The sequence below is a fragment of the Geotalea uraniireducens genome (assembly GCF_027943965.1).
GTDB classification, from domain to species: Bacteria; Desulfobacterota; Desulfuromonadia; order Geobacterales; family Geobacteraceae; genus Geobacter; species Geobacter uraniireducens.
Map to the genome: position 1 here is coordinate 3,456,622 of NZ_AP027151.1, position 13,651 is coordinate 3,470,272.

The following is a 13,651-nucleotide window of genomic DNA, read 5'->3' on the forward strand; positions in this document are numbered from 1 at the left end:
CCCCCTGCGGAAGCGATGAAAATATCAGGCAACAATCTACTTGTCAAGCTTTTTTTGCACACCTAGACAGACAGCCATACAAGGGCGCGACCATTATTCGGCCTCGTCAAACTCCCCTTCCACCTCAGGTTCTTCCACAACTTCCTGGAGTTCCTGCAAATGATCCGCAACCACTTTGAGATTGCGATACCGTGAAAGGCCCGTACCTGCCGGGATTAGACGCCCCATGATCACGTTTTCCTTGAGGCCACGAAGGCTGTCAACCTTACCTTCAATGGCAGCTTGTGTCAACACTTTTGTAGTTTCCTGGAAAGACGCCGCGGAGATGAACGATTCAGTTGACAGAGACGCTTTCGTGATGCCGAGGAGAAGCGGTTCGGCGATGGCCGGCCGGCCACCTTTGGCAAGCACTCGTTCGTTCTCTTCTTCAAAGACCCAACGCTCAAGTTGGTCATCAATCAAGAGGCTGGTATCGCCGACCTCTTTAATCCGCACCCGGCGCAGCATCTGTCGAACGATGGTTTCGATGTGCTTATCATTAATCTTTACCCCTTGTAAGCGATAAACCTCTTGGACTTCGTCGACGAGATACTTGGCCAGCTCTTTAAGGCCAAGGACCCTGAGAATGTCATGCGGGTTCGAGGACCCGTCCATCAACGGCTCGCCTGCACGGACATAGTCATTCTCATGGACGCTGATATGCTTGCCTTTCGGAATCAGATATTCCTTGGGCTCGCCAACCTCCGGGGTCACAATAACCTTACGCTTTCCTTTCGCATCCTTGCCGAACGAAACGATACCATCAATTTCGGAGATGACCGCAAAGTCCTTGGGCTTTCTGGCTTCGAACAGCTCAGCGACCCGGGGAAGACCACCGGTAATATCCTTTGTCTTCGTGGTTTCGCGCGGAATCTTCGCGATAACGTCACCGGCGTTGACGAACGAATCCTCCTGTACTGAGATATTAGCCCCTACCGGCAGGAAGTACCGGCCCATAGCAACCTCGCCGATCTTGACGGTCTTGCCGGCCTCGTCTTTGATCGTGATACGGGGACGCTTGTCCGGATCGCGAGATTCGATGATGACTTTACGGGAAAGACCAGTAACGTCATCGAGCTGCTCCTCCATCGTCGCCCCTTCGACAATATCGCCGAACTTGACCCGCCCGGAGACTTCAGTAAGGATCGGCATTGTATAGGGGTCCCACTCGGCAAGGGTTTCGCCAGGTTTGACCTGTTCATCAGGCTTAACCTTGATCTTCGCCCCATAAACGATAGCGTATTTTTCCCGCTCACGGCCGGTTTCATCGATAATCGCCAGCTCACCATTCCGGTTCATGACGATATGGTGGCCATCGATATTAACAACACTGTTGATGTTGATGAATTTTACCCGGCCTTCGGTACGGGCTTCCAAGGAAGTCTGCTCGGCATGACGGGAAGCGGTACCACCGATATGGAACGTCCGCATCGTCAGCTGCGTCCCCGGCTCGCCGATGGATTGGGCGGCAATGACGCCGACCGCTTCGCCAAGGTTGACCAGATGCCCGCGGGCCAGGTCGCGGCCATAGCATTTGGCACAGATACCGCGACGGCTTTGGCAGGTCAAGACGGAGCGGATCTTCACTTTTTCCAGACCGGCATCCTCGATTTTCTTAACCAGATGCTCATCGATTTCATCATTGGCCGGGACGAGAATATCGCCGGTAACCGGATCAAGGATATCGTCGAGAGCTACCCGGCCAAGAATCCGATCGCCGATATGCTCGATGATCTCTCCGCCTTCAGTGAGTGCCGATACAGTCAATCCGTCGAGCGTGCCACAGTCATTTTCGGTAATGATCGCATCCTGTGCAACGTCGACAAGCCGCCGGGTCAGATACCCTGAGTTTGCCGTCTTGAGCGCCGTATCAGCAAGACCTTTCCGTGCGCCGTGGGTCGAGATGAAGTATTGGAGAACATTCAACCCTTCGCGGAAATTTGCGGTGATCGGCGTTTCGATAATTTCACCGGACGGCTTGGCCATCAAACCACGCATCCCGGCCAGCTGCCGGATCTGCTGCGCGGAACCCCTTGCGCCGGAATCAGCCATCATATGGATCGAGTTGAACGACGGTACCTTCACTTCTTCGCCTTCAGGCGAAACCATGATGTCTTTCGAAAGGTTGTCGAGCATCTCCTTGGCAATCTCTTCCGTCGATTTCGCCCAGATGTCGATAACCTTGTTATACCGCTCCCCGTCGGTAATGAGACCCTCGGTGTACTGGTTCTGGATCTCCTTGACCTCTTCGGTGGCCCGGTCGATGATTGCGTATTTGCCTTCCGGGATCACCATGTCGTTCATGCAGATGGATATCCCCGCCAGCGTCGAATAACGGAAACCCGTTTCCTTCAGTTTGTCCGCCAGGATTACCGTCTCCTTGTTCCCGGCGACGCGATAACAAATATCAATAAGATTGGTCAGTTCCTTCTTGCTCATGACCTTATTAATTGCCGAGAACGGTACGGCATCGGGGAGGATTTCCCGCAGGATAACCCGGCCGACTGTCGTGTCGACAATTTCAGGTGTTTCGTCGGTCAGCAGGTTCGTCATCCTGACCTTCACCCGGGCCTGGATATCGGCTTCACCGGCATCGAAAGCAATCCGGACTTCTTCCGGTGACGAGAAAACTTTCCCGTCACCTTTGGCAAAAGGCCGCTCCCGAGTCATATAGTAGATACCCAGAACCATGTCCTGAGACGGGACGATGATCGGTTTGCCGTGGGCGGGAGACAGAATGTTATTGGTACTCATCATGAGTACCCGGGCCTCGACTTGGCTTTCGATCGAGAGCGGCAGATGGACCGCCATCTGGTCGCCGTCAAAGTCGGCGTTGAATGCCGTACAGACCAAGGGATGCAGCTGAATCGCCTTGCCTTCGATCAGCACCGGCTCAAATGCCTGGATACCGAGGCGGTGCAGCGTCGGTGCGCGGTTCAGCATCACCGGATGCTCCTTGATCACCTCTTCCAGAACGTCCCAGACTTCCGGCCGCTCTTTCTCGACCATTTTCTTGGCACTCTTGATGGTCGTTACATAACCCTTCTCTTCGAGCTTGTTGTAAATAAACGGTTTGAAGAGTTCGAGCGCCATCTTCTTGGGCAGACCACACTGGTGAAGTCTGAGTTCGGGGCCGACGACGATAACTGAACGGCCGGAATAGTCGACGCGCTTTCCGAGCAGGTTCTGGCGGAAGCGGCCCGATTTCCCTTTGAGCATATCTGACAAGGATTTGAGCGGCCGCTTGTTGGGCCCGGCAATCGCCCTCCCGCGCCGACCGTTGTCGAACAGTGCGTCGACAGCCTCCTGCAGCATCCTCTTTTCATTCCGGATGATTACCTCTGGCGCCTGCAGTTCCATCAACCGCTTCAACCGGTTATTCCGGTTAATGACGCGGCGGTACAGGTCGTTCAGGTCTGAAGTGGCAAAGCGGCCACCATCGAGGGGTACCAACGGCCGGAGTTCGGGCGGCAGCACCGGAATACACTCAAGAATCATCCATTCAGGACGATTGCCTGATTCTTTGAACGCCTCAACCACTTTGAGCCGTTTTGCAGTCTTTTTCCGTTTCGCCTCACTGGTGGCTTCGAGCATTTCCTGGCGAAGCTGCTCCGCCAAACTGTCAAGATCAAGCGACCTCAGGCAGTCGCGGATAGCGGCCGCACCCATACCAGCCTCGAACTGACCGTTGTATTCTTCCATCGCCTTGAGATAACGGTCTTCAGTCAGGACTTCGGCCACTGACATCCCGGTATCCTTGGGGTCCGTAACGGCAAACGCTTCAAAATAAAGAACTTTTTCAAGGTCCTTAAGCGTAATGTCGAGCAGGTTGCCAATCCGTGAAGGAAGCGACTTGAGAAACCAGATATGGGCAACCGGCGTCGCCAGGTCGATATGACCGAGCCGCTCGCGCCGGACTTTCGACGGGATGACTTCGACGCCGCACTTTTCGCAGACGATGCCGCGATGCTTCATCCGCTTGTACTTGCCGCAGTTGCACTCGTAGTCCTTGGTTGGACCGAAAATCTTGGCGCAGAAGAGACCGTCCCGTTCTGGCTTGAAGGTGCGGTAATTGATGGTCTCCGGCTTTTTCACTTCGCCGAAGGAACGCTCACGGATCTTCTCCGGCGACGATATGGAAATCCGAATGGATGAAAAATGCAGGGGGTCCTTCGGTTTATCGAAGAAGCTAAAAAAATCTTCCAAGGTTATGTCCTCCTCTGCTTAGGAGTGGTTACTGTCCACTTATCAGGTTCGTACGTCTTGAGCGTGTGTCGTGACTGTTCAGGATCAATCGTCATCGCCTTCAAGGAGCTCGACGTCCAGACAGAGCGACTGCAACTCCTTGATAAGAACATTGAAGGATTCCGGCAGACCCGGCTCAAGGGTATGCTTGCCTTTGACGATGGCTTCGTACATCCGGGTCCTGCCCGCCACATCGTCGGACTTGACGGTCAGGAACTCCTGCAAGGCGTACGACGCGCCGTATGCTTCCATTGCCCAGACTTCCATCTCGCCGAGCCGCTGCCCGCCGAACTGCGCCTTGCCGCCAAGCGGCTGCTGCGTAACCAGGCTGTAGGGCCCAATCGAGCGGGCATGAATCTTGTCATCAACCAAGTGATGGAGTTTCAGGACGTACATCACGCCAACCGTAACCTTATGCTTGAACGGCTCGCCAGTCTTACCGTCAAAGAGCGATACTTGTGCCGTGGCGTCGAAGCCGGCCTTGCCGAGCATGCTGCGAATCTGCTCTTCCGACGCCCCTTCAAAAACCGGCGACGCCATTGGAATGCCCCGCTCGAGTCTCCGGGCCACGTTAAGCAGTTCCTCTTCGTCAAGCGTATCCAGGAAATGGTCCATATCGCTGTTGCCATAGACCTCGGCAAGATAGCCCTTGACAGCCGGGGCAGACGAATGCTTCTCAAGCATATCCTGGATTTTCCAGCCGATCCCTTTGGCCGCCCAACCGAGATGGGTTTCCAGAATCTGGCCGACGTTCATACGCGATGGAACACCGAGCGGATTGAGGACAATCTCGACGGGCCGACCGTCTTCCATGTACGGCATATCCTCTTCTGGCAGAATCCGGGAAACAACACCCTTGTTGCCGTGCCGACCGGCCATCTTGTCGCCGACTTGCAGTTTCCGTTTGATGGCGATGTAAACCTTGACCATCTTGATGACCCCCGGCGGGAGATCATCGCCGCGCTTCAGCTTCTGCACTTTATCGTCAAAGACATACTTGATGATATCGATCTGCTGCTGCAAGGTGGTCAAAACCAGCGACACCTTCGCATCAACGCCATCGTCGCCGGCAACCGAAATCTCATCCCAACGGTCGAGCGGAATCGTTGCCAGGGCTTCCTCGGCAATGACCGAGCCTTTATCGATGACAACCTTACCGTTCCGGTCTTCAACTTTGACTGCCGCCTTTTTACCAACGAGCAGCCTTTTCAGCTTGCCAATCGCCGAATCACGAATGATCCGGATTTCATCCTGCTCGTCCTTGCGCAGCTTTTCTTCCTCGGCACGTTCGATGATCTCGGTCCGAGCATCCTTATCGGTGCCTTTCCGCGAGAAAATCTTGGCGCCGATGACGGTCCCTTCGACTCCGGGGGGGACGCGTAAGGAGGTATCGCGCACGTCACCGGCTTTCTCTCCGAAAATCGCCCGCAGGAGCTTTTCCTCGGGAGAAAGCTGCGTTTCACCCTTCGGCGTGATCTTACCGACGAGAATGTCGCCTGGCTTGACCTCGGCACCGATGCGAATGATCCCCGACTCGTCAAGGTCTTTAAGCGCCTCTTCGCCGAGATTCGGGATATCGGAGGTAATTTCCTCCTTGCCGAGTTTGGTATCACGCGCCACGCATTCGAACTCTTCGATGTGGATCGAAGTGTAGCGATCGTCTTTGACCAGCTTTTCGGAAACGAGGATCGAGTCCTCGAAGTTGTAGCCACCCCAGGGCATGAAGGCTACCACGACGTTCTGGCCAAGAGCCAGCTCGCCCATGTCGGTCGACGGGCCGTCAGCAATGACGTCCCTTTTCTTGACATGGTCACCAACCTTGACCACAGGGCGCTGGTTGATACAGGTATTCTGGTTTGACCGGGCAAACTTGATCAGATTATAGATGTCAACGCCGGTACCCGTTTCATCGTATTCGTCTTCGTCAATCTTGACGACGATCCGCGAGGCATCGACCGATTCGACGATCCCGTTATGCCGGGCAACGACCGACACCCCGGAATCCTTAGCAACGACCCGCTCCATCCCGGTGCCGATCAGTGGCGAATCGGCCCTGAGCAGAGGTACCGCCTGACGTTGCATGTTTGAGCCCATGAGTGCCCGGTTGGCGTCATCATTCTCCAGGAAGGGGATCAACGAAGCGGCAACCGAGACCAGCTGCATCGGCGCCACGTCCATCAATTCGATCTCATCCCGATGAACGAGGACGAATTCGCCCGATTTCCGGGCGGAGACATACTCATTGACAAACCGGCCTTCCTCGTCGACCAGGGCGTTTGCCTGGGCAATGGCATGCCCTTCCTCTTCCAGAGCCGAGAAGAACTTCACCTCGGCGGTAACCTTGCCGTCGACCACCAAACGATAGGGGGTCTCGACAAAGCCATGCTCGTTGATCCGGGCATAGGTAGAGAGAGAAGCGATCAGACCGATATTGGGACCTTCAGGGGTTTCAATCGGACAAACGCGACCATAGTGGGTCGGATGAACGTCGCGCACCTCAAAGCCAGCCCGTTCCCGAGTCAAACCGCCAGGACCGAGGGCCGAAAGGCGGCGTTTGTGGGTAACCTCGGACAAGGGGTTCGTCTGATCCATGAACTGGGACAGCTGGGAGGAGCCGAAGAATTCCTTTACCACCGCCGAAACCGGCTTCGAGTTGATCAGGTCGTGCGGCATCAGGTTTTCGACTTCCTGAAGGCTCATCCGCTCCTTGATCGCCCGTTCCATCCGCACCAGACCGATCCGGTACTGGTTTTCCAAAAGTTCGCCGACCGCCCGCACCCGGCGATTGCCCAAATGGTCGATGTCATCGATATTGCCGCGACCGTTTTTGAGATCGATCAGATAGCGGACAACCTCAAGCACATCCTCTCTGGTCAGGGTATGGCAATCGAGGGGGATGTCGAGGCCCAGCTTGAAATTGAGCTTCAACCGGCCGACCGCCGAGAGGTCATAGCGCTCGGGGTTGAAGAACAGGTTGTCGAAAAGTGCCTGGGCACTCTTCAGCGTCGGCGGATCGCCAGGGCGCAACCGACGGTAAATCTCAATGAGCGCATCGTCGGTCGTGGAGATCTTGTCGACCAGCAGGGTATCCCGCAACGACGACGTTACATGCAGATTATCGATGAAAAGCACCTTGATCGAGGATATCCCCCGATTCTTGATTTCATCGAAGCGGCTCTGGGTGATCTCGTCATTGCATTCGACAAGAACCTCACCGGTCGCCGGATCAACGATATCCGTCGAGGCAAATTTACCAATCACCTCTTCTGCGGTGATCGGAATGAAGGTAATGCCATGCTCGCCCATCTTCCGGATGGCAGCCTTGGTGAACTTCCGGTTCGCCTTGACAATGATTTCACCGGATTTCGGATCGACGATATCAACCGAGGCTTTCTGGCTGGCGAGAAGATCGGGGTCAGCCTTCTTCGACATGCCTTCATTGCCGAAGATGATTTCCTCGCTCCGGTAATAATAGTTGAGCAACTTCTCGGCGGAATAGCCAAGCGCCTTCAGAAGCACCGTCGCCGGCATTTTCCGCCGACGGTCAATCCGGACGAACAGGATATCCTTGTGATCGAACTCGAAATCGAGCCACGACCCACGGTACGGGATGACCCGTGCCGAGTAGAGCACTTTGCCGCTCGAATGCGTCTTCCCTTTGTCGTGATCATAAAAGACGCCGGGGGAGCGATGGAGCTGACTGACAATAACCCGTTCCGTACCGTTTATGATAAACGTACCGTTCTCGGTCATCAGAGGAATTTCGCCGAAGTAGACCTCCTGCTCCTTGATGTCCCGAATGGAACGGACGGCTGTGTCCTTGTTGACATCCCAGACGATCAGGCGAACCTTGACTTTCATCGGTGCCGCGAACGTCATCCCGCGCTGATGACATTCCTCGACATCGTATTTTGGTGCACCGAGCGTATAGGAAACATATTCGAGCGAAGCCGTCTCACTGAAATCTTTGATCGGGAAGACGCTTTTAAAGACTGCTTCGAGCCCGCTGTATTTTCGTGCTTCGGGAGGTACATCTAACTGAAGGAAGCGTTTATAGGAATTTTTCTGGATGTCGATCAGGTTGGGAATATCGATGATCTTGGTAATTTTGGCGAAATTCTTGCGCAGAAGCTGGTTATTCGCAATTGAATAAGCCATATTTTCTCCTTTGGAGAGGCCGTGAGGACCTTTAACACCCTGGATTTTGGACGATTTTCAAACAGCCTATTACAGGTTCACAACTAAAATAGAAGAGCCAAGGCCGCACGAGGCGACCTTGGCTGATATGCTGAACCAATAGTCTGCAGCTTACTTGATCTCGACTTCGGCGCCAGATTCGACAAGCTGTTTCTTGGCTTCTTCGGCCTCGTCTTTCGACACGCCAGTTTTGACCGGCTTCGGAGCGCCATCGACCAGGTCTTTAGCTTCTTTGAGGCCCAGGCCGGTCAGCGCACGAACAACTTTGATCACGGCGATCTTATTGGCCCCGGCACTCTTCAGGATCACGTCAAACTCGGTCTTCTCTTCAGCAGCCTCAGCACCGCCAGCAGCAGGGGCGGCCGCAGCAGCAACCGCAACCGGTGCAGCAGCGGAAACACCGAACTTCTCTTCGAGCTCTTTCACCAGCTCGGCGAGTTCAAGAACAGACATATTCTCGATGAAACTAATCACATCAGCTTTGGTAATTTCAGCCATCGTATATTCCTCCGTAACGTTGTGGTCGATAATTTCTAACGACAGGGTTTGTTAGTTTTCCTTGCTTGTCTGAATTGCAGCAAGCACCCGAACCAAGCTGCCCGGAACGGCAGCCAGCACGCCAACAAAATTGCTGACCGGGGCATTAAGGGTGCCAAGCAGTTTAGCGATCAGGACTTCTCTGCTCGGCAGGTCAGCAAGAGCCTGGATATCCGCAACAGTGATCGCTTTGCCGGTCAACACGCCAGCTTTGAGTTTGAACGCATTCGGCTTGTCTTTGGCAAACTTCGAAAGAACCTTGGCTGCCGCGACCGGATCGTCGTAGCTGATGGCAATCGCCGTCGGCCCGGCAAAATGAGGGGCCAGCGACTCCTTGTCGGTATCCTTCGACGCCAGTTCAAGCAGGGTGTTCTTTACGACTTTGTACTCGACAGCGGCTTTCCGCAATTCATTCCGCAGGTCCGTGGCAAGTTCCACGCTCATTCCCCGGAAATCCGCCAGAAACACGGCTTTTGCACGACTGAGCTTATCGTGCATCTCCGTAACGAGTTGCTGCTTGTTCTCTCTATTCAAGCGCCTTCCTCCTTTCTTTGAAATTGACGGGTCGTGGACCCTTAGCCAAAGTCGGGAAGCGCGGGAATAAACAACACATCCGTGCGACTACCACAAGTCTCGGCAGGCTCGCGCCAATTTAAGTCTGGAACCATTTCCAGACACCTGCTGTCTTTGACTTTGGCCCTCTATGAAAAAAGCTTTATACAAGCTTGGACTGGACGTCCGAAATGTCGAGATTGAGTCCGGGGCCCATTGTCGAGGAGACGCTGATTTTCTTGATATAGGTACCTTTGGCGGCCGAAGGCTTCGCTTTAACGAGCGCCTCTACCAAGGCCAGCAGGTTTTCCTTGATCTTATCAGCGGCAAAGGAAACTTTCCCGACCGGGGCGTGAACGATACCGGCTTTTTCCACACGGAACTCAACCTTACCGGCTTTCGATTCCTTTACTGCCCGGCCGATATCGAAGGTGACCGTACCCACTTTCGGGTTCGGCATCAGGCCGCGCGGTCCGAGCAGTTTACCGATTTTGCCGACAAGCCCCATCATGTCCGGGGTGGCGATGGCAGTGTCGAAATCAAACCAGCCCTCCTGGATCTTGGTCACGAGGTCTTCCGCGCCAACAAAGTCGGCACCCGCCTCACGGGCTTCTTTTTCCTTTTCGCCTTTGGCAAAGACCAGGACCCGGACATCCTTGCCGAGACCGTTCGGCAGGACAACCGCTCCACGAACCATCTGATCGGCATGGCGGGGGTCAACGCCCAGACGCACCGCGATTTCGACGGTCTCGTCAAACTTCGCATAGGCAGCAGCCTTGACGTTCTCTATACCTTCGACGAGGCCGTAAGTCCGGCTCCTGTCAATTTTGCTCAGGGCCTCTTTATGCTTTTTCGCAGTCTTCGGCATCTGTTCTACCCTTTCTCTATTGAACTATTTCAACACCCATGCTACGGGCGGTGCCTTCGACGGTTCTCATGGCTGCCTCAATCGAGGCCGCATTGAGGTCCGGCATCTTCTTCTCGGCAATCTCGCGGACCTGGTCCTTGGTAAGTTTGCCAACCTTGTTCTTGTTCGGTACACTGGAACCGCTTTCGATGCCAACGGCTTTCTTGATCAGCACCGGGACCGGCGGAGTTTTGGTAATGAAGCTGAACGAACGGTCAGCGTACACGGTGATCACGACGGGAATGATGGTCCCCTCATCCGCCTGGGTCTTGGCATTGAACGCCTTGCAGAACTCCATGATATTTACGCCATGCTGACCCAGCGCCGGGCCAATCGGCGGCGACGGATTCGCCTTGCCGGCCGGAATCTGCAGTTTAATGTAACCGGTGATTTTCTTGGCCATCGTTTAACTCCTTACGTCTCTTGACTGTGAACAGACACTATATGTCGGAGCAGCAAGAATTGCCTTACTGCTTTTCTACCTGCATAAATTCAAGCTCAACAGGCGTGGCCCGGCCGAAGATGCTGACCATGACGCGCAACTTGCCTTTGTCGGGCTTGACATCCTCAACAACCCCGGAAAAATTAAGAAACGGGCCATCAACCACCCGCACGGTCTCCCCGACTTCAAACTGGACCTTGGGACGTGGTTTCTCCGCTCCCTCCTCCATGCGCCGAGTGATCTTTGCCACTTCTTCATCGGGAATCGCAAAGGGGTTGTTGCCGCCGACAAAGCCAGTAACTTTCGACGTTTCCTTGACGACGTGCCAGGTATCGTCGTTCAGCTCCATATTGACCAGGATATAGCCGGGAAAGAACTTCCGCGACGAGGTCTTCTTTTCGCCCTTCTTGAGCTCGACAACTGTCTCCGAAGGAATGAGGACATCACCGAAGCACTCTTCCAGGCCGAGGTTCTTGATCCGCTCGAGGAGCGAGAGTCGAACTTTATTTTCAAATCCGGAGTACGTATGCACTCCGTACCACTTTTTAGTCATATTGCTTGTGTCCTTTAACCGAGAATCAAACGCATGACCTTGGCCAGCACCACATCACAGGCACCGAGATAGACCGCTATCAGGAGAACGATCGCCAACACAACCCAGGTTGTCGACACGGTCTCCTTGCGCGTAGGCCAGGTAACCTTGCCCAGTTCGATCTTTACTTCGGAGAGAAAGTCTTTGACTTTGCTGATCACGCCTTGGACCCCGCAATACTGTTATGAATAAAATGGCAGGCCAGGAGGGACTCGAACCCCCAACACCCGGTTTTGGAGACCGGTGCTCTAGCCATTAGAGCTACTGGCCTGCAGCCGGGGTGCCGCCATTCGACGACACCCCCAAACGTGACAACGTCTACTTGGTTTCCCGATGGATCGTGTGAGTACGGCAGAAGCGGCAGTATTTCTTGAACTCGAGCTTCTGGGGAGTGTTCTTCTTGTTCTTGGTGGTCGTATAGTTTCTCTGCTTGCACTCGGTGCAGCCGAGGGTGACTATGTCTCTCATATTCTTTCCTTTTCAGATACCCGAAGCGCCATGGCGCTCCCGACGATTATTCAATAATGGAGCTAACGACGCCGGCGCCAACGGTACGGCCACCTTCACGGATCGCGAACCGCAGACCTTCGTCCATCGCGATCGGCGTGATCAGGTTGATCGTCATCGCCACGTTGTCACCAGGCATTACCATCTCAGTCCCCGCTGGCAGGTCCACAACACCCGTCACGTCCGTCGTCCGGAAGTAGAACTGCGGACGATAGCCGTTGAAGAACGGCGTATGACGACCACCTTCTTCCTTGGTCAGGATGTATGCTTCCGCCTTGAACTTGGTGTGCGGAGTGATCGAACCCGGCTTGGCCAATACCTGCCCACGCTCGATGTCTTCACGCTTGATTCCGCGCAGCAGGGCGCCGATGTTGTCACCAGCGCGACCTTCGTCGAGCAGCTTCCGGAACATCTCGACCCCGGTTACCGTCGTCTTGCTCGTCGCACGCATCCCGACGATCTCGACTTCTTCACCGACCTTGACAATCCCGCGCTCAACGCGCCCCGTCGCCACGGTACCGCGACCCGAAATCGAGAATACGTCTTCCACCGGCATCAGGAACGGCTTGTCGATGGCCCGCTCCGGCTCCGGAATATAGCTGTCGACCGCTTCCATCAGCTTGAAGATCGCCTGCTCGCCCAGCTCGCCCTTGTCGCCTTCCAGCGCCTTCAGCGCCGAACCTTTGATGATCGGAATATCATCGCCAGGGAAGTCATAGGACGACAGCAGCTCGCGGATCTCCAGCTCGACCAGCTCCAGCAGCTCGGCATCGTCAACCACGTCCGCCTTGTTCAGGAACACGACGATGTACGGAACCCCAACCTGACGCGCAAGCAGGATGTGCTCACGGGTCTGCGGCATCGGCCCGTCGGCGGCCGAGACAACCAGAATGGCGCCGTCCATCTGCGCCGCACCGGTGATCATGTTCTTAACATAGTCGGCATGACCCGGGCAGTCTACGTGTGCATAGTGTCGCTTGTCCGTCTCGTATTCCACGTGGGCGGTCGCAATGGTGATACCACGCTCACGCTCTTCGGGAGCATTGTCAATCTGATCAAACGCACGAAACTCTGCCTTCCCCTGTTCCGCAAGAACCTTCGTGATCGCAGCGGTCAGCGTCGTCTTCCCGTGGTCTACGTGACCGATCGTGCCAATATTGACGTGCGGTTTTGTCCTCTCGAATTTAGCCTTTGCCATTTAGGATTCCTCCCAGATGCTCTTTTTTGAGAATTACTTCTCGCTTACACGTAAAAAAAGATGGAGCCCACATCCGGACTCGAACCGGAGACCTCTTCCTTACCAAGGAAGTGCTCTACCTCCTGAGCTATGTGGGCAAATTGAAGTTTGGAGCGGGAAACGGGACTCGAACCCGCGACCCTCAGCTTGGAAGGCTGATGCTCTAGCCAACTGAGCTACTCCCGCCAATCCTCTATGAAGCGTTTTGAAACCTCACCAGCCAACCAGACCCAGTACTTTCGGCGCGAGCGCCTCCTGGATGTTGATTTGCAGCTGCGGCTTCCGAAGGTTGTTATGGTGGAGGGAGGAGGATTCGAACCTCCGAAGTCATCCGACGACAGATTTACAGTCTGTTCCCTTTGGCCGCTCGGGAATCCCTCCAGATGCAGATATTCA

10 protein-coding genes and 4 tRNA genes are annotated in these 13,651 nt (G+C 54.8%); all 14 read right to left on the reverse strand.

Translation table 11 applies throughout. From position 1 onward, the window contains the following. Positions 1–93: 93 nt before the first annotated feature. Positions 94–4,245 carry a DNA-directed RNA polymerase subunit beta' gene (gene rpoC / locus QMN23_RS16250; protein WP_282000379.1) on the reverse strand — a complete coding sequence of 1,384 codons (4,152 nt, stop codon included), beginning with the start codon at positions 4,243–4,245 and terminating at the stop codon, positions 94–96. Between the two features lie 84 nt (positions 4,246–4,329). Then, a complete protein-coding gene (gene rpoB, locus QMN23_RS16255) occupies positions 4,330–8,442 on the reverse strand; it encodes a DNA-directed RNA polymerase subunit beta (protein ID WP_282000380.1) in 4,113 nt (1,370 codons plus the stop codon). A gap of 150 nt (positions 8,443–8,592) precedes the next feature. Further along, a complete protein-coding gene (gene rplL, locus QMN23_RS16260; protein ID WP_282000381.1) occupies positions 8,593–8,979 on the reverse strand; it encodes a 50S ribosomal protein L7/L12 in 387 nt (128 codons plus the stop codon). A 51-nt stretch (positions 8,980–9,030) separates the two neighbouring features. Beyond that, entirely contained in the window at positions 9,031–9,552 is a 522-nt protein-coding gene (gene rplJ / locus QMN23_RS16265) for a 50S ribosomal protein L10 (RefSeq protein WP_282000382.1), read from the reverse strand. A gap of 181 nt (positions 9,553–9,733) precedes the next feature. Beyond that, positions 9,734–10,438, reverse strand: a complete 705-nt coding sequence (rplA, locus tag QMN23_RS16270) for a 50S ribosomal protein L1 (protein ID WP_282000383.1) — start codon at positions 10,436–10,438, stop codon at positions 9,734–9,736. 16 nt (positions 10,439–10,454) lie between these two features. Further along, a complete protein-coding gene (rplK, locus tag QMN23_RS16275; protein WP_282000384.1) occupies positions 10,455–10,880 on the reverse strand; it encodes a 50S ribosomal protein L11 in 426 nt (141 codons plus the stop codon). Positions 10,881–10,944: 64 nt separating this feature from the next. Next, positions 10,945–11,472 (reverse strand): transcription termination/antitermination protein NusG, encoded by a 528-nt coding sequence (nusG, locus tag QMN23_RS16280; protein ID WP_282000385.1) that lies wholly within the window; start codon positions 11,470–11,472, stop codon positions 10,945–10,947. 14 nt (positions 11,473–11,486) lie between these two features. Next, positions 11,487–11,672, reverse strand: coding sequence for a preprotein translocase subunit SecE (gene secE, locus QMN23_RS16285; protein ID WP_282000386.1), 186 nt, complete (start codon positions 11,670–11,672; stop codon positions 11,487–11,489). A 33-nt stretch (positions 11,673–11,705) separates the two neighbouring features. Next, a tRNA-Trp gene (locus QMN23_RS16290) sits at positions 11,706–11,782 on the reverse strand. Positions 11,783–11,829: 47 nt separating this feature from the next. Continuing rightward, on the reverse strand, positions 11,830–11,979 hold the full coding sequence (rpmG, locus tag QMN23_RS16295; protein WP_282000387.1) for a 50S ribosomal protein L33: 150 nt from the start codon (positions 11,977–11,979) through the stop codon (positions 11,830–11,832). A 46-nt stretch (positions 11,980–12,025) separates the two neighbouring features. After that, a complete protein-coding gene (tuf, locus tag QMN23_RS16300; protein WP_282000375.1) occupies positions 12,026–13,216 on the reverse strand; it encodes an elongation factor Tu in 1,191 nt (396 codons plus the stop codon). 61 nt (positions 13,217–13,277) lie between these two features. Next, positions 13,278–13,353 (reverse strand) — tRNA-Thr (locus QMN23_RS16305). Between the two features lie 11 nt (positions 13,354–13,364). Beyond that, a tRNA-Gly gene (locus tag QMN23_RS16310) sits at positions 13,365–13,441 on the reverse strand. A 109-nt stretch (positions 13,442–13,550) separates the two neighbouring features. Further along, positions 13,551–13,636 (reverse strand) — tRNA-Tyr (locus tag QMN23_RS16315). Between the last annotated feature and the right edge of the window lie 15 nt (positions 13,637–13,651).